This window comes from Peribacillus cavernae, assembly GCF_003989135.1.
Classification (GTDB): domain Bacteria; phylum Bacillota; class Bacilli; order Bacillales; family DSM-1321; genus Peribacillus; species Peribacillus cavernae.
This window is the reverse complement of sequence record NZ_RYZZ01000020.1, coordinates 52,940-77,014: the sequence shown is the minus strand read 5'-3', so window position 1 is coordinate 77,014 and position 24,075 is coordinate 52,940. Positions and strand designations below refer to the sequence as shown.

At 44.5% G+C, this 24,075-nt stretch carries 26 protein-coding genes and 1 other annotated feature; of the genes, 3 read left to right on the top strand and 23 right to left on the bottom strand.

What is annotated here, in order from left to right:
* The first annotated feature begins 354 nt into the window (after positions 1-354).
* A complete protein-coding gene (locus tag ELQ35_RS14665; protein ID WP_126865570.1) occupies positions 355-1,320 on the top strand; it encodes a nuclease-related domain-containing protein in 966 nt (321 codons plus the stop codon).
* A 30-nt stretch (positions 1,321-1,350) separates the two neighbouring features.
* Here the strand turns inward: ELQ35_RS14665 and ELQ35_RS14660 are convergent, their stop codons facing one another.
* The 9 genes from ELQ35_RS14660 to nadB all read right to left on the bottom strand — a co-directional run bounded on the left by ELQ35_RS14660 (position 1,351) and on the right by nadB (position 10,173).
* Entirely contained in the window at positions 1,351-1,881 is a 531-nt protein-coding gene (locus ELQ35_RS14660; protein ID WP_126865569.1) for an intercompartmental signaling factor BofC, read from the bottom strand.
* A gap of 108 nt (positions 1,882-1,989) precedes the next feature.
* Complete coding sequence (locus ELQ35_RS14655; RefSeq protein ID WP_126865568.1) at positions 1,990-2,352, bottom strand: ArsR/SmtB family transcription factor; 363 nt, start codon at positions 2,350-2,352, stop codon at positions 1,990-1,992.
* Positions 2,352-2,777, bottom strand: a complete 426-nt coding sequence (locus ELQ35_RS14650) for an SRPBCC family protein (RefSeq protein WP_126865680.1) — start codon at positions 2,775-2,777, stop codon at positions 2,352-2,354. Before ELQ35_RS14650 ends, ELQ35_RS14655 begins: the two co-directional genes overlap by 1 nt.
* A gap of 126 nt (positions 2,778-2,903) precedes the next feature.
* Complete coding sequence (locus ELQ35_RS14645; protein ID WP_185861779.1) at positions 2,904-3,605, bottom strand: YhcN/YlaJ family sporulation lipoprotein; 702 nt, start codon at positions 3,603-3,605, stop codon at positions 2,904-2,906.
* A 133-nt stretch (positions 3,606-3,738) separates the two neighbouring features.
* Entirely contained in the window at positions 3,739-4,536 is a 798-nt protein-coding gene (locus tag ELQ35_RS14640) for a phosphotransferase (RefSeq protein WP_126865566.1), read from the bottom strand.
* A gap of 172 nt (positions 4,537-4,708) precedes the next feature.
* Entirely contained in the window at positions 4,709-6,412 is a 1,704-nt protein-coding gene (gene safA, locus ELQ35_RS14635) for a SafA/ExsA family spore coat assembly protein (RefSeq protein WP_185861778.1), read from the bottom strand.
* Between the two features lie 226 nt (positions 6,413-6,638).
* Positions 6,639-7,745: a quinolinate synthase NadA gene (nadA, locus tag ELQ35_RS14630; RefSeq protein ID WP_126865564.1), complete on the bottom strand. Its 1,107-nt coding sequence runs from the start codon at positions 7,743-7,745 to the stop codon at positions 6,639-6,641.
* Positions 7,746-7,757: 12 nt separating this feature from the next.
* On the bottom strand, positions 7,758-8,609 hold the full coding sequence (gene nadC, locus ELQ35_RS14625) for a carboxylating nicotinate-nucleotide diphosphorylase (RefSeq protein WP_126865563.1): 852 nt from the start codon (positions 8,607-8,609) through the stop codon (positions 7,758-7,760).
* Positions 8,578-10,173 carry an L-aspartate oxidase gene (nadB, locus tag ELQ35_RS14620; protein ID WP_126865562.1) on the bottom strand — a complete coding sequence of 532 codons (1,596 nt, stop codon included), beginning with the start codon at positions 10,171-10,173 and terminating at the stop codon, positions 8,578-8,580. The genes nadC and nadB overlap by 32 nt, the downstream gene beginning before the upstream one ends.
* 103 nt (positions 10,174-10,276) lie before the next feature.
* Between nadB and ELQ35_RS14615 the strand changes: the two genes are divergently transcribed.
* Both ELQ35_RS14615 and ELQ35_RS14610 read left to right on the top strand, forming a co-directional pair.
* Positions 10,277-11,398 carry an IscS subfamily cysteine desulfurase gene (locus ELQ35_RS14615; RefSeq protein WP_126865561.1) on the top strand — a complete coding sequence of 374 codons (1,122 nt, stop codon included), beginning with the start codon at positions 10,277-10,279 and terminating at the stop codon, positions 11,396-11,398.
* 71 nt (positions 11,399-11,469) lie between these two features.
* Positions 11,470-12,006 carry a transcription repressor NadR gene (locus tag ELQ35_RS14610; RefSeq protein WP_126865560.1) on the top strand — a complete coding sequence of 179 codons (537 nt, stop codon included), beginning with the start codon at positions 11,470-11,472 and terminating at the stop codon, positions 12,004-12,006.
* 112 nt (positions 12,007-12,118) lie between these two features.
* Here the strand turns inward: ELQ35_RS14610 and pheA are convergent, their stop codons facing one another.
* From pheA to mreC, 14 genes are all read right to left on the bottom strand, one after another.
* Complete coding sequence (gene pheA, locus ELQ35_RS14605; RefSeq protein ID WP_126865559.1) at positions 12,119-13,015, bottom strand: prephenate dehydratase; 897 nt, start codon at positions 13,013-13,015, stop codon at positions 12,119-12,121.
* A gap of 145 nt (positions 13,016-13,160) precedes the next feature.
* Positions 13,161-13,610, bottom strand: coding sequence for an ACT domain-containing protein (locus tag ELQ35_RS14600; protein WP_126865558.1), 450 nt, complete (start codon positions 13,608-13,610; stop codon positions 13,161-13,163).
* Between the two features lie 95 nt (positions 13,611-13,705).
* Positions 13,706-14,995 (bottom strand): GTPase ObgE, encoded by a 1,290-nt coding sequence (gene obgE / locus ELQ35_RS14595; RefSeq protein WP_126865557.1) that lies wholly within the window; start codon positions 14,993-14,995, stop codon positions 13,706-13,708.
* Positions 14,996-15,034: 39 nt separating this feature from the next.
* On the bottom strand, positions 15,035-15,589 hold the full coding sequence (locus tag ELQ35_RS14590; RefSeq protein WP_126865556.1) for a Spo0B C-terminal domain-containing protein: 555 nt from the start codon (positions 15,587-15,589) through the stop codon (positions 15,035-15,037).
* An 867-nt stretch (positions 15,590-16,456) separates the two neighbouring features.
* Entirely contained in the window at positions 16,457-16,747 is a 291-nt protein-coding gene (gene rpmA / locus ELQ35_RS14585) for a 50S ribosomal protein L27 (protein WP_126865555.1), read from the bottom strand.
* Between the two features lie 12 nt (positions 16,748-16,759).
* Positions 16,760-17,095, bottom strand: a complete 336-nt coding sequence (locus tag ELQ35_RS14580; RefSeq protein WP_126865554.1) for a ribosomal-processing cysteine protease Prp — start codon at positions 17,093-17,095, stop codon at positions 16,760-16,762.
* Between the two features lie 9 nt (positions 17,096-17,104).
* Positions 17,105-17,413 carry a 50S ribosomal protein L21 gene (gene rplU / locus ELQ35_RS14575; RefSeq protein WP_126865553.1) on the bottom strand — a complete coding sequence of 103 codons (309 nt, stop codon included), beginning with the start codon at positions 17,411-17,413 and terminating at the stop codon, positions 17,105-17,107.
* 14 nt (positions 17,414-17,427) lie between these two features.
* Positions 17,428-17,508: a sequence feature (ribosomal protein L21 leader region), on the bottom strand.
* Positions 17,509-17,588: 80 nt separating this feature from the next.
* Positions 17,589-19,070, bottom strand: a complete 1,482-nt coding sequence (locus tag ELQ35_RS14570) for an Rne/Rng family ribonuclease (RefSeq protein ID WP_126865552.1) — start codon at positions 19,068-19,070, stop codon at positions 17,589-17,591.
* Between the two features lie 62 nt (positions 19,071-19,132).
* Positions 19,133-19,999: a M50 family metallopeptidase gene (locus ELQ35_RS14565; protein WP_126865551.1), complete on the bottom strand. Its 867-nt coding sequence runs from the start codon at positions 19,997-19,999 to the stop codon at positions 19,133-19,135.
* Positions 19,992-20,750 carry a M23 family metallopeptidase gene (locus tag ELQ35_RS14560; protein ID WP_126865550.1) on the bottom strand — a complete coding sequence of 253 codons (759 nt, stop codon included), beginning with the start codon at positions 20,748-20,750 and terminating at the stop codon, positions 19,992-19,994. Before ELQ35_RS14560 ends, ELQ35_RS14565 begins: the two co-directional genes overlap by 8 nt.
* Before the next feature lie 143 nt (positions 20,751-20,893).
* Entirely contained in the window at positions 20,894-21,697 is an 804-nt protein-coding gene (gene minD / locus ELQ35_RS14555; RefSeq protein ID WP_126865549.1) for a septum site-determining protein MinD, read from the bottom strand.
* Positions 21,698-21,699: 2 nt separating this feature from the next.
* Positions 21,700-22,383 (bottom strand): septum site-determining protein MinC, encoded by a 684-nt coding sequence (minC, locus tag ELQ35_RS14550; protein ID WP_126865548.1) that lies wholly within the window; start codon positions 22,381-22,383, stop codon positions 21,700-21,702.
* Between the two features lie 156 nt (positions 22,384-22,539).
* Positions 22,540-23,058, bottom strand: coding sequence for a rod shape-determining protein MreD (gene mreD / locus ELQ35_RS14545; RefSeq protein ID WP_126865547.1), 519 nt, complete (start codon positions 23,056-23,058; stop codon positions 22,540-22,542).
* The gene (gene mreC / locus ELQ35_RS14540; RefSeq protein ID WP_126865546.1) at positions 23,055-23,942 is read right to left on the bottom strand and encodes a rod shape-determining protein MreC; all 888 of its coding nucleotides are present in this window, start codon (positions 23,940-23,942) and stop codon (positions 23,055-23,057) included. Before mreC ends, mreD begins: the two co-directional genes overlap by 4 nt.
* Positions 23,943-24,075: the final 133 nt, after the last annotated feature.

Genomic DNA, 24,075 nt, shown 5'->3' with positions numbered 1-24,075 from the left:
AAACCACTCATCGCCCACAAACTTGGCTAATCGCTCATATATTCTGATAATCGCTCTTATATTTCGGTAATCGCTCTTAAATTTCATTCATCGCTCTTTACATGCTGAAACGAAGACAAACACGGAAAATATCTTCTTAAATCACTTTACATTTTTCAAAAAACTCTATTGAAAACCACTCATCGCCCACAAACTTGGCTAATCGCTCATATATCTTGATCATCGCTCATATATTCCGATAATCGCTCTTATAGTTAAGCTTGTAGGTAAAATACAAAATTTTTTTGAATCATGCAGGATTAATGCTTGTAAGGAAAGAATTTCTCCATAAATAAAAAAGAAGGAGGCTACATTTTGATTGCAAAAAATCGGGAAATACCATTAACCGTTCAAAAACTGGAGGCATTATTGAGACGCCTTCCACCTAACCATCCAAGGCAGCAGCAAATTTACCGGGATTTAACGAAAAGAAAGGCCGGTTACCATGGAGAGGAATCACTCGACATCCATTTAGACGAACTTTCTGAAAATAAGTATTTTATCTTTCATGACTTAGCTTTGAGCAATGGGAAATACAACTTCCAAATAGACACTCTCCTGCTTTCCACTTCATTTGCGCTTCTTATTGAAGTTAAAAATATCTCCGGCACCTTGCATTTTGACCGCACTTTCAACCAGCTTGTCAGAACCTTCAACGACAAAGAACAAGGATTTCGAGATCCGATTTCGCAGGCAAGGCGACAGCAACGGGAATTCCAGTCCTGGATGGAGAACCGAAATCTCCCACCTATTCCGGCAGAGTATTTAGTCGTCATAAGCAATCCCTCCACCGTCATTAAACTGAAATCCGGGTACGTCCGTGAATACGAAAAAATATGTCACTCTGAACATCTATTGGATAAAATAAAAGAGTTCGAACAAAAACATCATAAAGAATTTATTTCTCCTAAAGAAATCAAAAAACTAAGCCGTTTATTATTAAAGGAACACTCCCCTCACAACACCAATATTCTAAAAACATATACAATCCCTAAGCAAGACTTGCTCACCGGCGTTCATTGTCCGGAATGCTTCTTTCTTCCAATTTCCAGAAAAAAAGGGTACTGGTTTTGTCCATCTTGCCGCTCTCAATCTAAGGATGCCCACATTGATGCTCTCCTTGATTATTTCCTGCTTATTAAGTCTTCTATTACAAATACTGAGTTTCGGGACTTTCTTCATGTTCCCTCCCGGCATACTGCCAAAAGGATTCTTCATTCTTTAGACTTGCCGTCTGAAGGTGAAAAGAAGGCCAGGATTTATTATCCGATGAAATCATAAAAAACGGGACATCGAAGTGTCCCGTTCCTCTTATTTATAGCTCTCCCGAAGCGAATAGGGTTTATAGGCCTCGATCATTTGTTGATACCGATTTCGATTTAAGATCGGGATTCCTTTTTGCAATTCCTTCTGTTTATACGATTCCAGCTTTCTGACGTCTATTTGGAAAAAGGATTGAATGATTTGTGAATGATCCGGTTTGCCGTTAAAAATAGAAAGGGTCCCATCCTCCGTTAAGCCGAAAAACCCATTTGCCTTCAGCAATGGAGAAATATCATTTTCGGTTTTTTGAAAGATGATCCGCTCCTCGTTCTGGTCAATGAGCTGCCAGTCGCGATAACTTGCCCAAAAATCTTCCATTGCCTGTATCTTCTCAACCACTGTTTCTTCACTCATCTCACCGTCTACATATACCCTCTGCAGAATCACCTTGCGTTCAAGAGGCCCAGTTATCTGCTGCGTCTTTTCCTGCTTTTCCTCTCCTGAAACGGTTACAGTCCAGAAGATTGATGCTAACGTCACACTGACCAACAATGTCAAGAAAGCTAGCCGGCCTTTCATTTCCATCACCTCTCCGTAAGAAGGGTACTTCTGTTTTCTATAGTTTGGCCGGATTCTGGAGATTTAATCATTTAATTTATCATTTATCATTTATCAGGCAGACCTTATTTAACTCTTATGTTTATCAAGATCTGGTTTAATAACTTCTAGGCCATTATCCTCCTGGTCTTCAACAATATATTTGAGCATCGAGAGTTTGTTATTCCAGAATTGTTCGTAAAATTGTTTTAATTCTGTTAAGGGTTCAGTCTGGAGCCGGTACCGCTTTTCTCTTCCTACCTTTCGTCCGCTGACGAGTTCTGCTTCAGAAAGGATGTGCAGATGCTTTGCAATGGCCGTCCGGCTGATGGGGAAATGACTGGTTAGTTCTGATATAGGCAATTCTTTTTCAGCAAGCAATCTAAGTACTTCTCTGCGAGTTGGATCAGCAATAGCTTGAAATACATCATGCTTTTGTGCTGATGTAGACACTATTTTTCAACAACCTTTCCTAATTTTTCAACAATCGATGTCCAGCCATGATCCATTCTGTCACGAATAACAGAACTTTTCTCGCCTGCTTTCCCAATAATATTGTCAGGGTTTTTCCATCCTCCATGTATAAGCGTAAATTCAGTCTTATCATCTACCTCTTTTAAGATAAAAGAAACAAACCAACCATCTTTATCCCATGAAAAAGTAAGCTTATTAGGAGGATCCAATTCCATGACTTTGCATGGAGATGGACCGAATGGTGATTGCAAATGGAACTCATATCCTAGTTCCGGCTGAAAATCATTAGGCATGAACCATGATGCAATTCCTTCAGAAGTAGATACTGCCTCCCATACTTTTTGAATGGGGGCTTGGTAAATAACGGTCTGCTTGATATCATGCAGGGTATTTTCTTTCATAATAAATTCTCCTCTTTCTGCTCTAAAAAATATAAAACCTTTTGGTTTCATATCAAATTATATAAAACCCTTTGGTTTCATGTCAACATTCTTTTCATTGAAAAAGCAAAGCCTAAGCTTTGCTTTTGATTACTGCGAGTGATTTTCATGGATCCCGATATTTTTGAACATATCGGCCGCATCGAGGTTAAATATGTCTTTTGGACCGCCAGCGCGCAGGCTATTATCAAGCGCGATTGATCGATAATAGACCCCCTGGTCCGTCGTAACATGTAGCTTTAAGTTTCCGGTCAGCGGGCGCACTTTTTTCTCTATCGCATCCCTTACAGCTTGATGGTCATTGTAATCGTCAAGTAAAGTCGTTACAAGAACATCACCTTTGTAGACGACTGCCCGAGAATCATTTACATGGTTTACATCGTTGGCCCTGGTCCTGATTTTATCAACAAGTCTGCCTTCGTAAGCTGTGTAATAAGATGAATGAGCCGTTTGTGGTTTGCTTAAGTGTCCATGGTAGTTTGCATCCTTTGTACTGTAGTCACTATCTTGATAAAAATATCCATTCCCATAGTTGGAAAGCGGTACAGTTGGGTTCCCGCCTCTTCGCTCGATTGCTTCCTGTCTTCTCTCCACCGCACTCATATCTTTGTACATATGCGGGACAGGCGCCTGATAATTGATTCGGCTTACCAAATCGTCCTTCTCAGTGGAGTAATACCCAGCAGGATTCGCGGCTTGATTACGGTCGCCGCCGTCATCATTGACGCCGCATCCGAACAGCCCAGCAGTGATAATGGTACAGAGCGGAAGTGCCAAAACAAATTTCCTCAACAACAAAACCCCCTTGCTGAATTGGATGAGTAGAGATACATAACCTACTCTTTGTTAGCATTCATAACAAAGGGATTTTTTAACCTGTAAGATAAGGCCAATAATCTAAAATATTGGAGGAACTAAAAAGGCATTATTGACTCGAATTCTCCACCATCCCGGCCATGTTACTGTAAAAAACCATCCGGTCATTAAAATCTTCAACAGTTAGTTTCCAGACTTCATGAAGATACGATTGGTTCCCCATCCGGTTTTCTTTGATAAGCCTGTTCCATTCCCTGAAAATATCGGTCGGAAAGGCAAGGGCATATAAAAAAGCCGGGTTGGTCTTATAGAATGATAATTCTTTGTAGTTCCACAGGGCGTTATGATCATAATTCACTGAAGGCAGAATTCGGTTTGCATATTGCAGATAATCCATCGCCGCAGGCGCAACAGCGATTAAATCAAAATCGATCAGGCAGAGGGTTCCGTCAAAGCTTCTCAGGAAATTATGATGGGCGACATCCCCGTGAATAATCGTGTTTTTTTCTTCCCGGAATAATCTTTTAAACAACCTCATGCCATTCAAAGACCATGATGCCCAGGAAATTAATTCTTTCAAAATAAAATCTGAAACATATATGCTGATGATGGGAATGCTGCTTTCGAATAACCGCAGCCTCTCTTCCCACTTGTAAATCTGGTTAAAGGTGGGAACCTCTCCATAGAGTTCAACCGCCATTTCATGCGATGCCGAATGGAATTGTGAAAGCAGTCCAAGTCCTTCTTCTCGATTTCCCTCATTAAAAAAATGAAATTTTTCCTTATGAGGTTTTATATACTCGATTAGAGAAAACAAACGGTTTTTATATAGAAACGGCGGAATTAACGAGCAAAATTCATAGGTCTTTGTAAATCCAGTTTCCTTTAAAAACGCAGTCAGTTTCATTTGCCGACTCCATTTTTCCCAACCAGAAAATCCTTTTAGAACATAAAATTGATTATTGTTTAACTTAAGTAAGTAAACATTGCTCCGCATGGTTACAATGTTTTTCAGTTCCAGCTGATGCTTATTTAAATAAGAGAGGAGACAGCTGAAAAAATCACTGTCTCCCTTTTGTTTAAAATTCACCGCTCTCATCCGCGAACTCTGGCATATGGAACGGCTGCTGCGGTTGTTGCTGGTCATCGAAAAAAACCTGCCCAACCGGCCCATTTGGATTATGCGGAATAGGGTATCGCGGCGGCATGAAAGGCTGGCTATATCCTCCTTGCTGCTGTTGATCATATTGTTCCTGCCCATGTTGGTGGAAATTCGGTCCAAACTGCTGTGGATGCTGCATCTGTTGCATCCCTGGCTGCATTTGGTGCATTCCCGGCTGCATTTGCCCCATTCCTGGCTGCATTTGCCCTATCTCTGGCTGCATTTGGTGCATTCCTGGCTGCATTTGCTCCATCCCTGGCTGCATTTGTTGCTGAAGTTGTGTTGGATATGGTTGCTGGTATTGTGGAGACATCTGTTGTTGCTGCGGTGCAATTTGCTCTTCGTACCTCTGATAATGCATGTGATGTGATCCAGACGATGGCTCTCCCGGACCGACACATCCACAACCCTTGCTTTTGGCCATGGCTACTGCTTGCAGTGGTGCCTGTTGTGGATGGTATGGGTATGGCTGATGCTGTTGATATTGCGGTTGCTGATGCTGATACTGTGGTGCTGCGTATGGCTGATGATACATGTGGTGTGATTCGGACGATGACTCATCTGAACTGCCGAATCCGCCTTGCAACGGTCCCTTCTGGTGCTGGTACGGCGATTGGCCGGGCTGATTCATAAAAAAGCTTGATGATTCTGTAGATGGCTCGTAACTTTGCTTAGGTACTGGATATGATTGACCCATGACGCCCTGCTGACCTGGATTATGCATCGGTCCTCCATGATGCGACCCATATGATGGCATGACGGAACTAGGGCTTTGGTTTCCCGGCTCAAATGATGATGATTCATACTGATGATGATGGGCATGATGGGCCCCAGGTGCGGGATAAGTCCCCGCTCCATAAGAGGACTGCATCATTTCTGACGGTACTCCGGCCTGATGATGCATATAGTGCATATCTGCCGACTCGCAATCAGCTCCATATGGCTCCATGCCAGTACCCATTACCTGTGGAGAGGTCCATGGCTGATGTGGCAGGCAAAATCCAGTACCAGGCATGATAGGTGTAGCAGGGATGCAATCTGGCGCAGCCGGCTGCACATATTCTGCAGGCTGAACCATCTCCTGACTTTCCTCTTCCATGATCACTGGTTTTGGCATTACAGGAGGTGCAGGGGGCTTTTGCACGGACATGTTAGCCATGTTCACCGTATAATAATTATTGATATCTATTTCCATGTCTATTTCCGGTGAGACTGGCTGTGGCACCGGCTTTTCTTTGATAATTTCTTTAATGATCGGCTTTTCTTTTACAATCGGTTTTTCCTTCATTTTGATCTGTTCTTTAACAAAAGGTTGTTGCGGTACGTATGGCTGTTCTTTCATCGGCTGTGCATATTGAACTGGCTGTTGTTGCATCGGTTGTGCATACTGAACAGGCTGTTGGATTGGAGCTTCTTTTACATAATTAGGCTGTGCTCCCGGTATCGGCATTTCTTTTTTTACGTTGCCTGATGAGCCTGGTATTTTCAATTTCATGCCCGGCATTATCATGTCCGGGTTGCTTAGTTGGGAATTGGCCTGCTTGAGCTCTTCGAAACTAACGCCGTACTTCTTCGAAAGCTTCCAAAGCGTATCCCCTTTTTGGACAATATGAATTTTCACGCTGTAAATCCCTCCTATGCCTATGTCCCTCTATACTATGAAGCGATGGGCAAATTGCTAACATTTTCATCAAAACTTATGCGTAAAAGAAAAATTTTATGCTGGAAAACATAAGAAGAGAACATTAGCGAGAAGGATTTGAAAACATTTTAGCTATTACATAAAAGCCAAAAAAGCTGTTCCCGGCATTATATAGGGATTTCCGGTACAGCCATATAAAAAATTGTTATGCCCGTTGCAGCATTCTTTCTAGGGCCAGAACGGCATCTGCGGCTATTTCAGCTTCCACCCTAATCGGATTCACAATATTGTCTGCTTCAATCGATTCCAGTGACCATAATAAATGAGGCAAATCGATTCGATTCATCGTCAGGCACGGACACATATTTGGATTGAGCGAGATGATTTTTTTATCCTGATGCGCTTGTCTCAACCGTTTTACAAGGTTGCTTTCCGTACCGATTGCCCACTCGCTGCCTGTTGCAGCCTTTTCAAGCATGTTGATGATATAAGAGGTCGACCCGTTGTAGTCTGACAGCTCGACGACTTCCCTTCTGCATTCCGGGTGAACAAGGATTTTCATATTCGGGTATTCTGCCCGGACCGCTTCAATATTGGCGACGGTAAAGTTTTCATGAACGGAACAGTGCCCTTTCCAGAGCAGGACTTTAATTTCTTGTATGTCACCATCATAGATCAATTCATCACGGTGAGGATCCCAAACAGCCATTTGTTCTAATGGGATCCCTAAATCAAAAGCTGTATTGCGTCCTAAGTGCTGGTCTGGCAGGAAGAGGATCCGTTCTTTTTGGGTGAATGCCCATTGAAGCATTTTCTTAGCGTTGGAGGAAGTGACCGTCGCTCCGCCATTTCTGCCGACAAAGGCCTTTATATTTGCGGTCGAGTTGACATACGTTAAAGGCAAAATAGTATCGCCGAATATATTCTGGAGCTTTTCCCAGGCTCTTTCCGTTTGATGGATATCCGCCATATCCGCCATCGAGCAGCCCGCACGCATATCGGGCAGCAGAACGGTCTGATCGTTTGAGGTAAGGATATCCGCCGTCTCTGCCATAAAATGAACTCCGCAAAAGACAATATGCCGGGCGTCCCGGTTACTTCCGGAAAGCTTTGCAAGCTGCAATGAATCACCGGTTACATCGGCAAATTGAATCACTTCTTCGCGCTGATAATGATGTCCCGGAATGAACAGAGAACGTCCCAGTCTTTGCTTGATGCCTCTTACCCTGTCTTCCATTTCCACTGTACTCATCCTTTTATATTGATCGGGAAGCATCATTCCCGGCGCATTCGCCATTTCTAAAATATTCATGTGATCTCCACCTTACCTTTCCTGCAGCATGAGCATTTTGACCTTTGCGCTAATGTCCAGTGCCTTTACGCTATGTGTCAGGCTGCCAAGTGAAATATAATCCACACCGCAATCGCGGTATAACGATAAATTTTCAAGATTGATGCCTCCGGAAGCTTCGGTAATGATAGGCACAGGCACAAGTGGAATGAGCTGTTTAATCTGCTCTGGTGTCCGGTTATCGAACATGATGATATCAGCTCCTGCTTCGACTGCTTCCCTGACCTGTTCTGCTGACTCGGTCTCCACTTCAATTTTCACCGCAAGGCCGACTTTGGACTTAGCGAGCATGACTGCCTTTGAAATCGATCCAGCGAATGAGATATGATTATCCTTGATCATCACCGAATCGTAGAGGCCATACCGATGGTTAGACGCTCCGCCGCAGCGGACGGCATATTTTTCAAGCATCCTGAGCCCTGGTGTTGTTTTTCTCGTATCACACGGTTTCGTTTTCGTTCCATCGAGGATTTGCACTGCCTTTTGAGCCTGCGTGGCAATCGCACTCATTCGTTGGACTAGATTGAGAACGACCCGTTCCGCTTTAAGCAGGGCGGCCATGTCACCGGTGATCCTGGCAAGTTCTCCGCCAGCATAGAAGGAGTCACCGTCCTTCACAAATAGTTGAACACTAGCTTTCTCATCCAGTAGGAAAAAACCGCTCTGAATAACGTCACATCCTGAAAAAACCCCGCCTTCCTTTGCAATGAATGTTAGCGTTCCCTGCTCTTGTTCGGTAAATAATAAATCGCTCGTGACATCACGGTCACCGATATCTTCGATGAAAAACTGTTCAAGTAGTTGCTTTAACTTTAATTTGTTCATGGTATCTCCGCCCTTTCAATCTTTTTTCCATCTTATTTTTATCGATTACAACGGATTGCTTCAGCCAATCTTTATCATTTTCCACCGGATAATCACTGCGAAAATGCCCGCCGCGGCTTTCTTTTCGGCACAAAGCCGATTCGGCGATCAGCCATGCCACCAGGATTCCGTTGGCCGCACGTATTTGCTCCTTGGTTAACCCGCTGCCTGAACCCTCCAACACCTCCGCCAGATCGAAACTTCCAAGCCAATCCAGCAGAGTTTCAAGCCCTGTCTCATTCCTGATAATCCCTGCATATCGCATCAACTTCTCGCTCAGCTCGCTTAAGGAAGGAAGGGTCGGGATATGACTCCTATTAGTTGGTTCGAATCTTTGATTTGGCAGTTCCCGTTCTGGTTCACTGGCAATGAAGCTACCGACGGCTTTGCCAAAAACAATCCCTTCCAGCAAGGAATTACTTGCAAGCCGGTTTGCTCCATGCACCCCCGAACAGGCTGCCTCACCGACGGCATACAATCCACGGACAGATGTCCTGCCAACGTTATCGGTTTCAATGCCTCCCATCAGAAAGTGATTCCCAGGTGCCACCGGAATTTTCCCTGAACTGTTATCAATTCCATTGCGTTCACAAAGAAGGGAAATCGTCGGGAAACGCTTCTTAAATGCAGGAATCATTGAGATATCGAGGTAGACTCTTTCTCCCTGCTGGAGATAAGCATAAATCGTCTGGGCGACAATATGCCGCGGTGCAAGGTCGTTTAGCGGATGGACGCCTTCCATCACTTTTTTGTCGGATTCGGTAACCAGCTTCGCTCCTTCTCCCCGAACAGCTTCCGATACAAGGCCGTGTGTTTTCCCATTTATAAACAATAATGTAGGGTGAAATTGAATGAACTCCATATCCTTTATCCGCGCCCCTGCTTTCAACGCCATCGCAATGCCGTCACCCGTTACTCCCGGCGAATTCGAAGTAAAACGATAAAGTGCGCCGCAGCCCCCGGTGGCGAGGACGATATGGTTTCCATAATACGACTCTTTGCGGCCTTCCGGGTCCAGCGTCTTTACACCGATGCAGGAATCGTCTTCACCGATAATCAGCTCGATCACTTCTTTTTCTTCCATGACTTTTATCGAAGATTTCTCGAGCTGTGAAAGATAATGTTCGATCAAGTATTTTCCCGTGGCATCACCATCACGGTGCATGATCCGCCTTTCACTATGTGCCCCTTCCATCCCAAGCGATACCTTTCCACCGCGTTCCCGATCAAATTCCATGCCGGATAATATCAGTGAGTTCATCACCGCAGGAGCTTCTTGCACCAATTTCAAGACCGCATCGGGGTTGTTATAATTTCTCCCGGCAAGGAGCGTGTCCTGAGCATGTTTGTCTGTGCTGTCTTCCGCGGAAATGGCGGCGGCAATCCCGCCCTGTGCCAGATAGGAATTGCTGCTTCTTAGCTTATCTTTTGTGAAAATAATCACATTTTTCGTTATAGCAGCTCCTAATGCGGTTTGGAGTGCGGCAATTCCACTTCCAACCACAATAACCTCTGAAGATCTCATTTTATTCCCTCCTGATTTAACAGGTGTCTTGACAACTATATTTACATATTATTAAACTATTTACAAGAGTTTTTTAATTATCTGAAAGCGGGATGTGACTACAATGATCTATTTGGATTACGCAGCAACGGCGCCAATTGACGAGGAAGCTTTGGATATTTTTATCGAGGCATCGAAAAGATTTTACGGCAATTCAAGCAGTCTTCATGATATCGGATCAGCGGCAAATCGACTTCTCGACTTTTCACGCCAGGAGCTTGCTTCGCTTCTGGATGTGGATAAAGAAGGAGTCGTTTTTACAAGCGGAGGCACAGAAAGCAATCTTGTTGCCCTGGAAACATTCCTCTCATCACGCAAACCAGGGAAAAATCATATTATCGCTTCAAAAACGGAGCATTCATCGATTGCAAATTATTTATCGAAGCTTGGGCAGGAAGGATATGAAATTACTTACCTGAAACATAAACAAGATGGAATCGTCAATTTAATAGATCTGTTGAGTGCGATTAGACAGTCAACATGCATGATCGTTGTCGCGCATGCCAATTCGGAAATTGGCTGTATCCAGCCGCTGGATAAAATCAGGGAAATAATCGGCAACCGTGAGATATTCCTTCACGCCGACTGCGTCCAGTCATTTGGCAAGCTTGATCTGATATCGATTTGTTCCGCCGCTGACAGCCTATCAATCTCTAGCCATAAGGTTTATGGCCCTAAGGGTGCCGGGGCCGTCATTTTTCCGAATATCCATCGGTTAAAACCGCCCGTCCCCGGAACTTCCCATGAAAATGGCTTCCGTGCCGGTACCGTTAACGTTCCCGCGATTGCATCGTTCGTTACCGCCTGTAAAAAAGTTCATCAAAATAGGCAAGCCGAGTGGGAGAAAACGAAGGCTTTGCGGACATTGCTAATCGGGAAACTAAGGAAAAAGCAGGTTTCTTTTGAAGTAATCCAGTCGGATACAGAACAGCTGCCCTCTATTATCGGGCTGATATTCCCTGGCTTTCAGGGACAATTCCTCATGCTCGAATTAAATCGTGCCGGATATGCCGTTTCAACCGGGAGCGCCTGCACGATCGGCAAACAGGAGCCATCGAAAACAATGAAAGCCATCAGCAAAAGTGATGAAGAGGCCAAAGGGCTTATCCGTATTTCTCTTGGTAAAGATACTACTGAAGAACATATCATCGGCCTTAGCCAAACAATCGCCAGCATCATCCAATAAACCCGACTTATGACCTTGGCTGCAACTTATGCTAAAATGGTTGTACGTTTGCCGGAATAAGGAGAGGTAACATGACAGTAAAGAAAAAGTTATTAGGTGAAGATAGAAGGGCTAAGCTTTTGCACATTTTGAAAACAAGTGAAAAGCCTGTTACCGGCACCGAATTGGCGCGGATCGCCCATGTAAGCCGCCAGGTGATTGTCGGGGATATTACTCTGCTAAAGGCAAAGCAAGAGCCGATTGTCGCCACGGCACAGGGGTATATGTACTTTGCCAATCCACCGCTGCAGCAAAGCTTTGAAAAAATCGTCGCCTGCCTGCATGGCCCGACACGAACGGAAGAAGAACTGAATTTACTCGTCGACTTTGGCATCACAGTCAAAGACGTCACAATCGAACACCCAGTATACGGTGATTTAACGGCTTCGATTATGGTAAGCAGCCGAAAGGAAGTCCAACAATTCCTTGAGAAAATCGCGGAGACGAAAGCCGCCTTTTTATCCGAACTTACCGAAGGAATTCATCTCCACACGCTGATAGCCTTATCTGAAGAACTGCTGGAGGAAGCTGAGGAAGCTTTAAGAAAAGCAAATTTATTGGTGGAATAGCATCCCGAAACTGACCATTCTCCATAAAATTTAGGCGTTTACAACAAAACACCGAACATTTCTTAAAAAGAGAAAAAAAGCAGAAGCTCCTAACCTGGCTTCTGCTTTTTCCTTATCTCGTTTTCAGACTAACTTCCGCTTGGTCAGCTGCCTCTTCGACCATGAAGCTTGGATAGCTGCCGAGCAGTGACACTTTACAGCCGAGCGCTTCTAATTCTGAGATTGCACCTGGAACCAGCACATCATCCATCTTCATTTCAAGATCGATGATAAAAATGTAATTCCCTAGCCCGGTTTTCATCGGACGCGATTCGATTTTTGAGAGATTGAGCTTCCTCCAGGCAAAAGCTGACAGCACCTGATGCAGCGCTCCTGAATGATCAGCCGGAAGCATGACCATCAGCGTTGTTTTATAGCCCTGTGGAACAGCGGTCGTATTTTTATACTGTACTTCAGACTTTGAAAGGACGACAAACTTCGTATGGTTGTGACTGAAGTCATGAATATTGTGCTTGGTTATCTGTAAGCCATATTCCTGCGCTGCCATTTCATTGGCGATTGCCGCAATTTTTCTCTCAGGATTTTCTTTCACTATTTTTGCGGCGGCTGCAGTGGAGGTCGTATTTTCACATCTAATTCCACTTAGCTCTTTATGTAAAAATTTGTGGCATTGCGCGATAGCATGTGAATGTGAATAAATGGTTTCTGGCAAAAAAGCGGGACTATCATTATCCGGATGCACCATGATATGCTGCTGGATCGGTGTAATGATCTCCCCCCTGATCGGAAGGTCCACTTCATGCACCAGATAATCCAGTGTGATATTCACCGAGCCCTCCAATGCATTTTCGATTGGCACGACGGCAAGGTCGGTTTGCCCTTCACTCACTGCATCCAGGCATTCCGGGATGGTGGACATCGCTATTTTTGTGTCATCAGGAAATAAGCGCGAAACGGCCAGATCGGTAAATGTAGCTTTCGGCCCGAGAAAAGCGATACTTTGTGACATTCTGTACTCCCTCTTTTTTAAGAAAATTTACTATCTATCTTATGCCATTTTCGGATTTATTACAATAGTCAGGCTTGAAAACTGGCATTCCTCTTTTTACCCATTTTAAAAGCCGTACAAAATAATATACGGCATCCTCCAAATATTAAGCTCCTGAACCCAGCACTTCCACTTTTTCCACAAATTCCATCTTTCTAAATCTCGATAACAGCTCCTCTATTTCCATGGTAATCCCGCTTGTATTCAGCGACAGTGTTACGTTCGCCCTCCCCTGCAGCGGAATCGTCTGGTGGATGGTCATGATATTGCAACCAGATGATGCTACAGTGCTCAAAAGCTGTGATAACGTACCGGAGCGGTCTTCAAGATAAAAGAACAAAGTAATCAGCTTTTCTTTAACTACCGTGTGAAATGGGAAGACTGTGTCCCTGTATTTGTAGAATGCGCTTCTGCTTAAATCCACTCTTTGGACAGCTTCCCAAACCGACTCTGCTTTCCCCCGTTCAATCAGCTCTTTTGCATCCAGCGTTTTTTGCATTGCTTCAGGGAGGACATCTTCACGAACCAAATAAAATTTCTTATCGGTCTTGTTCAATATCCATGCACCTCTTTGCCAGCTCTAACAGAGCGATAGTATCCAAACAGCCCGAGAAGAGAATGCGGCTTTCCCTTCCCCAGCTGCAATAATAATCATTCTACAAATTCGAATTCATATTCAAGGAGCCTTACCGTGTCACCGTCTTTTGCTCCTTTTTCTCTCAACACATCATCGACACCGAAGGAACGAAGCTGTCTTGCAAAGCGGCGCACCGACTCTTCACGGGTGAAATCGGTCATCTTGAACAATCTTTCCACCTTAAATCCGGAAACGACAAAGCTGCCATCAGGATCGCGGGTAATCGCGAATTCGTCCCTGGATGATTCATGTTTATAAAGGACACGATGGACGCCTGTTTCCTCTTCCTGATGCTCCAGTGGAAATTCAGGGGTTTCCTCAATCTTATCAGCAATTGTATATAACAGGTCGCGAATCCCTTCCCTGGTAACTGCTGAAATGGAGAATACCGGATAGTCCCCCGTCATTTTTCCCTTAAAGACTTCTAGGTTCGCTTCCGCATCAGGCATGTCCATTTTATTGGCGACAATGATCTGCGGGCGTTCGGTCAGCCGTAAATTATATTCCTTAAGCTCATTATTGATCGTCAGGTAATCCTCATACGGATCTCGGCCTTCCAAACTTGACATATCGACTACATGGACAATGACACGCGTCCTTTCAATATGGCGCAAAAACTGATGGCCGAGCCCGATGCCTTCTGAAGCCCCTTCAATCAATCCCGGCAAGTCGGCCATAACAAAGCTGCGTCCGTCTTCCGTTTCAACCACACCAAGATTAGGAACGATCGTTGTAAAATGATATTCAGCAATTTTCGGCTTCGCTGCAGACACGACAGATAAAAGCGTCGATTTTCCGACACTTGGAAAGCCGACAAGACCAACATCCGCCAATACCTTCAATTCAAGTACGATATTACGCTCCTGCCCGGGTTCACCATTTTCAGCAATCTCAGGAGCGGGATTTGCCGCCGTGGCGAAGCGGGAATTCCCTCTTCCGCCCCTGCCGCCTTTTGCAATGACGGCGCGCTGCCCATGCTCTACTAAATCAGCGAGCACTTCTTTCGTATCATCGTCAATGACAACCGTACCAGGCGGAACCTTGACCACCATGTCAGCTGAATTTTTCCCATGCTGGTTTTTGGACATGCCATGCTCTCCGCGCGGCGCTTTAAAATGGCGCTGATAACGGAAGTCCATAAGCGTCCTTAGTCCTTCTTCGACTTCAAGGATGACGTTGGCTCCGTTACCGCCGTCTCCGCCAGCCGGGCCGCCTTTTGGCACGTATTTTTCCCTGCGGTAGGCAACTATGCCATTTCCGCCGTCTCCGCCTTTTACAAACACTTTGACCTGATCGACAAACATGTAATCACTTCCTCTGTATGTATTCTAAAGCTGTACGAATTAATCACTAATATCGTCATAATCTATCTCAATGTAGAATAAAGTTTCGTTGCTGCTGATCTTGCAGACTGCCGCTGCCATATTTTCATTTAGCGGCTTAATTAAAAAATCACGCAAAATGGTTTCTTTTTTTATCGTACCCTGCAAATCAAAGGACAACCGAATTTTTCGTTCCTTATTTTCATCTATCGAAACTGCCAGCACATTCTCGTCATAGTCATCTACCGACTCTTTGAGAACCAAAAACAGGTCTTCAATCCACGAGGCCATGAAATCGTCCATATCGCGGCAGCCATGCTGAAGGCTTACTACTTCAAGCTCAATGCGCAAAGGCAATGTGCGCCAGTTTGCTGTCAAAAGCGTTTCTACGAAATTGGGCATATTCAGGTTAGAAAGCCTCGATTCGTGCTGGGTTTCTATGATAATTTCGTCAATGATTGCTTTAACACGGTCTATTTTATCCAGTTCGATATTGCCTTTGATCAATTGAAGTCTATTCAGCCAATCATGTCTTGTGTGGCTTAAAATCTCCACTGTTTTCCAATCTTTACTCATTTGCAAGCTCCTACAAATTTTTAATGCTCCATCATGTTTTTTGGCAATGCTGATATGGTCTCCGGTATTCTTACATGAAAAACCGCCGTCCAAAATATTCGGCTAGGGCTGGCGAATGCTTTGGACGATGGCAGAGCGAAGAATTCTGATGGTTTTCAGGTTCCGAACAAAAGCGCAAGCGCCTTGTAAAAAGGAACGTCGACTAAAAGCCGCCACGTCCTGTGGCGAACGTTGACATCAGCGCATCCCTGTCCGACAAGCATAAGACGAGCATCTGTATGGGGAGTGGTTTTCTCCCTATCAGATGATTGGCTTATGACCTCGAGGCCGACTAAGAACCGCCACGTCCTTATGTCTTCGTCGGCACTAGCACGTCCTGTGCGTCGGGGCTAGGCGCTGGAGCTGGATGCAGATAACCTAGATTAAATTATCCACATAAAATAATTTTATAATCTCCCTAACAATAAGAAAAGCGCAAGCGCCTTGTAAAAAGGAACGTCGACTAAAAGCCGCCACGTCCTGTGGCGAACGTTGACATCAGCGCATCCCTGCGCAAGTCCGACAAGCATAAGACGAGCATCTGTATGGGGAGTGGTTTTCTCCCTATCAGATGATTGGCTTATGACCTCGAGGCCGACTAAGAACCGCCACGTCCTTATGTCTTCGTCGGCACTAGCACGCCCTGTGCGTCGGGGCTAGGCTGCTTGCGCTAGACATCAGTACACCTTGAAAAAGTTATACTTTCTTTCTTTTAAAAGACAAGAAAAGGGCCGGACGCCTTCATCACGATATATAGCTGACGCGATATATTGTGTACAATAGAAGGAGTCAGACCCTTTTTGAGCCAGCCTCTATTCAAAGATGCTATTATGCTTCTTGTGCAACTGGATATACGCTTACTTTCTTGCGGTCACGCCCGAGACGTTCAAAACGTACTACGCCGTCAACTTTTGCGAATAAAGTGTCATCTCCGCCGCGTCCTACGTTTTCACCAGCATAGATTTTCGTACCGCGCTGGCGATAAAGGATAGAACCGCCTGATACCAATTGACCATCGGCACGCTTGGCGCCAAGACGCTTGGAAATTGAGTCACGGCCGTTTCTTGTAGAACCTACTCCCTTTTTGGAAGCGAAGAACTGAAGATCCAATCTTAACATATGTTCCACCTCCTATTTATTTAGCGTAATCTTAATGTATTTTCCATAATCCAGTTCAATCGTTTGCAGTGATATAAGCATGCCGGCTAACAGCAGTTGGACCTTCTCCTGTGCTTCCGCGGATATATCTTCCGGAATTGCACAGCGGAGATAGCCGCCATCGCCGCCCTGCTCAATCTCAAGAGCTGCATCAGTCAATGACATCATGGCATTCACAGCCCCGAATGAGATGGCGGATACACCTGCGCAAACGAGATCTGAACCTTTTTCAGCAAAATCAGCATGTCCGCTTATGGTGAACGAAACAATCCGTTCCTGCGGAGCATAATCTATGATTACTTTAATCATAATTCAGCCTTATGCATTGATTGCATCAATGACCACTTTTGTGTATGGCTGGCGATGGCCTTGTTTCTTACGGTTATTTTTCTTCGCTTTGTATTTGAATACGATGATTTTCTTTTGGCGTCCGTGTTTTTCGACTTTACCAGTTACAGTAACGTCTGCCACTAATGGAGAACCTACTTTCGCGTCTTCACCGCCAACGAATAAAACCTTGTCAAATGTAACAGTTTCGCCTGCTTCTACGTCTAACTTCTCCACGTAAACCACATCACCTGCTGCTACTTTCACTTGCTTACCGCCAGTTTCGATAATTGCGTACATACTCTGCACCTCCTTAATTAACTCAGACTCGCCAATCACAGGCGTCTGCGCGTCGGCAAAGCTTTAAGGCCTGATCTGTGCGGTTGTAGCACGGGTGCTACAAACATAACAGTAAAATACTATCATAAAACAAGAAATACTGTCAATATGTTTATCCTGAAACCCGTTATCCAGTTTACCGCTCTGCCGTCTTCACCGCTATTTCGATTCCCGCTATGCTTCCGAATCTTTTAATGACATAGCTGTTGTGAAGGCCCTCCAGGTTTGTAATGTATAATTTCATTCCGAGATTAGCTTCAAGGGTGGGTCGGTAGGCTTCTCTATCACCAAGCAGCGCTTTTGCTGCTTTTTCGCTTATCTCCACCCAGACTGCTTCCTCGTCCTGATGCCTATGTTCCATCAATTCGCGCTCCAGCCGGAAAGCAATCGTTTCCGCACTTTCTATTTTACCAGTACCGCGGCAGCATGGACATACCTCTGTAACCTTTTCACTCAAGGACGGCGAGGTTTTTTTCCTTGTTAATTGAAGAATCCCCAGTTCGGTAAAACCGACGATTGTGCTGCGCATTTCATCCCGGCGGCTTTCGTCTTTCAATATTTCAATAATCTTTCGTCTGTGATCCGTATCTTCCATATTAATAAAATCAATGAGGATCATCCCGCCGATATTTCGCAGCCTTATCTGACTGGCAGCAGCGCTTGCAGCCTGAAGGTTGGTCTCGAAAATCGTCTGTTCTTTTTCAGCTTTTCCGGTATATTTCCCAGTATTCACATCGATCACGGTGAGGGCTTCGGTCTCTTCAATGATAAGATAGCCGCCATTGTCAAGCCAGACAATTTTTTTTAATGCCCGCTCCAGCTGCGGCTCGACTTTTTCCCCGGAAAAGATATTTTGCTTTTCTTTATAGTAAACGGCTTTCCATGCGCCTGACTGCAGGGATAACCGTTCTTCCAGCTCTTTAAAACCCGCGAAATTGTCGATGATTACTTCTCCGGCTTCTTCTGCGTTTATCTCTCGCTGGATACTGTCGAGAAACGTATCTTCGGCATAGAGCAGTCCAGTTGATTTTAAGGCGGCCGCCTTATTATGAATTTCAGCATATTGTTCACGCAAGGCACTTAACTGCTTTTGAAACATCGCGAGATCCTGCGTTTCCATCGATGTCCGGATAATCAGTCCTTCATCAGCCCGCTTGCTTTCGAAGGCGGCTGTGCGCCATTTTCGCTGTGAATGGGGATCCGCGAATTTCCTGGAAACCCCTACATAATCGATTCCGTGTATGTAAACGATGTATTCCGTCGAAAGTTCAATTAATCCGGTCAATTTCGCTCCCTTTGTGCCGGTTTCGTCGCGGGTCACCTGCACGAGCAGCTTTTCCCCCTGACGGACAAACTTGCCGATCGTTGCAGAAGGATCCGGTTTGGAACGCTGATAGGATGGCAGCTGGTCGCGATGCAGGAAGCCGTTTTTTTCCTGGCCAAAATCGATGAATACGGCATCCATGCCTGGCAGCACCTTTGTCACTTTCCCTAGATAGATATTCCCGACGAGACTTTGCTGATTCGGCGTCATCATTTCAAGCTTGACCAATTTTCCATTATCAGTGACCGCATATCTTTTCTCTCTTGTCGACATGTTGACAATAACCTTCTTCATAAAAAATCCCTTCTTAAACAGGCTGGAACTTGCCGCCTTTGTTTGAAGAAAGGATACCACAGTTAATATGAATATAATAGGTCGCCGATTTTCACATTTGTCAGTTTATCAGAAAAATAGGCATGCAAAATTTCGTTCTCATCGAGGGATCCCCGTTCCTTGCCGTTTTTCAAGATGATGATAGGATGCTTGCAGCCGCGCTGGAACTTTTCAAGCACCTTATGGATTTGCACACTTTCTTCAACCCTTATCGGCCTAAGCACTGCCAAACCCACATTCCTCCCATAGTGCCGTTCAAGCAGAAAGCGAATAAATGCATAGTACCGCTGCTTCCATTCCATCGAAAGAGATACGGCAAGAAAGCCGGAGATAATCCAAATGTTCAAGTTGAACGGTTGAAAAAAGCTAACCAGAAGCAGGGACAGGAAGGCAAACCCTATCGAAAATAACAAGGTAAAGCGGTGTGCATCAATAAAAGAGCGATACAGCGACAGGCCAAGAAACAATAACTTTCCGCCGTCCAATGGCCATATCGGAAGCAAATTGAATACCATCACTGCTAGATTCAAATAAAGAAACTGCTGATACAATTCATACGGCATTATTGAGAAAGAATAGAACAAATAAGCTGAACCGATTAGCCAAAGATGCTGAAGCGGTCCGGCGAGAATCACAATACAGTCTTCCTTCAGGGATTTGTTTCCATACTCTTCTGTTTCAACGGATCCTCCGAAAGGCAGCAGTGAAATCGATTTAATTCTCCATTTAAAATGCTGCGCAGCAATTGCGTGTCCCAATTCATGAATTAACACCGTGAAAAGAAGCATTAACACCGAAATGAAATGGGCAGTCACGACAGCGATTCCAATTACAATCCAGAGGGTAGGATGGATGCGAAGCTTACCTAGGAGCTGGAGGTATTCACTCAAATGGTATCACCTTTTTTGGGTCGATGAATTTGTCATCCTTTTTTATAGCAAGATAAAACGTCCCTTTGGTCCCATCATCACTCGCTGTGACCTCGCCGATTTCTTTTCCTTTTTTCACATTTTCATATAGCTTCACGTCAATCGAGCCAAGATGTCCATACCACGATTCACTTTTATCACTATGCTGGATGACGACGGTTTTCCCAAGATCATCTTTGCTTCCCGCAAAAATGACAACGCCTTCGGTCATTACTTTCACCCTTGAATCCGCATCGGTCTCCATGATCACTCCTTCACCGTTGCTTTCAAAGCTCTCGGCAATTTTCCCCGACGCCGGCAATGCATATTGATTGGTTAGTCCTTCATTTTCCGTAGTTGATGATGTATCCTCCGGCAGAAAAGCTATCGGCTTGCCAAACTTGTCCTCATACCAGTTCGATACCGTCGCAAATTGAAACTCCTGATTCATCGTCTCGTTCACAAAGCTTCGGGTGTCATCCAATTTAGCAGAGGGATGTTTAAAGATCACAGCAATCAGCAGAAACAAGCACAGCGAAGCCAATGCCTTAAAATAGAAATATTCCTTCTTAAAGAGCGGGTGCTCCTTTTCCGATGTACCCTCATAGGCTGTGGTTTCAAAGCCATAGTGCCCTTCATTATCGATCTGTGTCCACGAACCGCTCAGCCGTTTCTCGCTCATTTTTCTCCGTTTGTTAATTCGGTCTTGTATATCTTTTCTTCTGTCCTTCATACAGAAATCTACCCCCTGCCTTCTTGCATTGCTTTTATAAAAGGGTATGATTGCCTTGTCCAGACTATGACTAGTAAAAAGTTACTACAATCTTACAAAAACAAAAAGAATGCATCAAAATGAATGCACTCTTACTATTGTGTCTATCGTACGCTGAACAGCTTTTTGATTTTCGCGACAAATCCTTTTGGTTCGTCTTCCAGCGGCTTGAGCGGAACCGATTCGCCGAGGATTCTCCTAGCGATGTTCCGGTAGGCGATGGAAGCCCGATTATTGGGATCGAGCGCGATTGGTTCGCCTTGATTCGATGCCTTGATGACCTGGTCATCGTCGACTACGATGCCGATTAAATCGATGGAAAGATGGGCAGTGATTTCGTCGATATCCAGCATTTCGCCGCTTTTCAGCATATGGCTGCGGATTCGGTTGATGATTAGCTTTGGCGGCTCGATAGTTTCTTCTTTTTCAAGCAAACCGATGATCCGGTCCGCATCGCGCACTGCCGAGGTTTCAGGGGTCGTCACGACAATGGCCTTATCAGCACCCGCAATTGCATTTTTGTATCCCTGTTCAATTCCTGCAGGGCAATCAATAATTATGTAATCATAGTCCTGCTTTAACTCCTCGACAAGTTTCTTCATTTGGTCCGGGTTAACGGCAGATTTGTCGCTTGTCTGCGCTGCCGGCAGTAAATAGAGCAAGTCATCGAACCTTTTATCCTTCACAAGTGCCTGATGAATCTTGCATCGTTCCTCAACGACATCTACTAGATCATAGATAATCCGATTTTCAAGACCCATGACAACGTCTAAATTGCGCAGGCCGATATCTGTATCGATCAAACATACCTTTTTACCAAGAATGGCCAAGGATGTCCCCAAATTGGCAGAAGTAGTTGTCTTTCCCACTCCACCCTTGCCGGATGTAATAACTATTGCCTCTCCCACGATTAGAGTCTCCCTTCTAATCTATTTAAATTAGGTCTATGTGTCTTCAAAACCTGCAGTTTTCCAATGACAAGTTGATGGTTTTCATCAATATAGGCACATTCCATGCCGTGCCCGTCCTCTGTATATCCATCCGGGGTACGGTTCACAATATCGCTGATCCGCAAGTGTGCTGGTTTCATGACTGAAGCTGCAATGATGGCTCCTTCATTTCCCGAGAATCCGGCGTGGGCAATCCCTTTTAAAACACCCATGACGTAGATGTTCCCACCCGCCGTGACCGTACCGCCGGGGTTGACATCACCAATCAATAATAAATCGCCTGGAACCTTTATAATTTGGCCAGATCTGACCATTTTGGCTACTGTTGTAATCTCATTCTCTTCTTTCCACTGCCTTGCTTCATCGAGGGTCACAACATTGGAATGAATATCATCAACGACAAGCTTCTTTTTTTTGCGTATTAATTCTTTAATCTTTTCTTTTTGATCCGCGGATAAGTATCTGTTTCCAGTATGCACTTTCACAGCGATCAACGAGTCGTTTTCTTGAAATTGATAGTTTGCGGAAAGCTTTGTTTCAAGCTCTTTCAACAATTCGAAAAAGGAACAGGAATCATCGAGATGCAACGTTAGCCCGTCTTTTGTTCCTTTTATCATTACATTTTGTTGAGTTCGTTTATTCATGGCGCCAGTTTCACCTCAATGAAAGTATAATTCGACATCTCGGGACAAATTTCCTTTTTCTCATGCAACGAAAAAGTGAAAGAAAAACCTGCCTACAAGAACAAGGGATGTTGAAAAGGATTGCTGGCTGACATTCGCTGCTTTCCCTGCAATTGATTATGCACTGTCCCTTTCCGTCTCGTACTTTTCGACCATCCGCCGTAAAGGGAAGGAAAGGATGACAATAAAAGCCAGGTTCAGCAAAAGAGTAGGCAACAGCCTTGTATTCGCAAACTCCGGATAGCCTATCTTCGCAAAATTAATCAGCACATTCAGCTGATAAACAACAACCTCGAGAATGCCAACGAAAAAAACAGAAACGAAAATGGCAATCAATAAATTGGCCTGCAGCACCTTCATTGATTTGGAAATAAGATAGGCAAGCACAGGGAATAAAAACGTATAGATCCCCAATATTTCTGTATAGACCACATCATAGCAAAGCCCTAAAATAAACCCGTATAAAATACCCAACCTCTTAGAGCCGTAAATAGCCAAAAATGCAATGAATATCATGATGAGGCGGGGCACATAAACCCGGTCGCTCCCAAACATGACGCCTGAAAATAGATTGGCAAAAATGCTTTCAAAAATGAAGAACAGCAAAGCGGTTACAGGAAGGATGAAACGGCTCACTGCCCACCATCCCCCTCCTGGCCTGTGCCCGACTTTCCTTCTTCTGGCGCCGGGATGTCACGTTTTAGAATCACTACATTACTGATATCATAAAAATCCGTGGCAGGCTTGACATAAGCGGTTTGATTCAAACCGTATTGGTCTAATTTCACATCAACGACTTTTCCGATTACCAGCCGCCTCGGAAACACGCCGCCATATCCGGAGGTTATGACGTTAGAATTCTTTTTGACCTTTTTATCAAATGGAATACGCTTCAAAAGCAATAACTGCCTTTTCTCATCATAGCCTTCAATCACTCCGTAAGCATCTTCATTGCCTTGGATTACAGCGGAAATACGGTTTTTTGGATCTATCGAACTTAAAAGCTGAATAGAAGAGGTGAATTTATTGCTGCTCTTTACTTTGCCGATAAGGCCTTCAGATGTCTCGACGGCCATGTCCAGCTCAACCCCGTGCAGGGTTCCTTTATTGATGGTGATCATTTCATTCCAGCGATCGGGATTCCGGCCGATAACCGTCGCCTGGATACGTGATGCTTCGCTGAGATCATCTTTTTCTTTATTAAGAATGTTTCGTAAATCATCGTTTTCCTTCTTCAAGTCCTGCACTTCTGTTTTTAATTTCACATATTCATCCAATCGGGATTTCAGTTTTTTATTTTCGTCGTATGTATGCTGAAGATCATTCAGATTTTCAAAAAAGCCCGTTACGGATGAAACGGGTTTATGAAAAGCATTTTGAAACCAGCCGGCTGTATCTTTCAAAAATTGTTCCGGCCAGGACAATTCTTCTCTCTCTCTTAACGAAAAACCAATCAATGCCACGAGTACGATAATACTTACCAGCAATAATATTAATCTCTTATTGAAAAACTGTGGCATGGTTTTCACCTCTATTTATTCAGACTTGTTCCCAGGAACATTTCGAGAAATGAACATACCTTTAAACGGGAATATTCCTTTGATGGAAACCACCAAAGGAACCCCCGTTTTGTATGGACACAGTTGTTCCTAC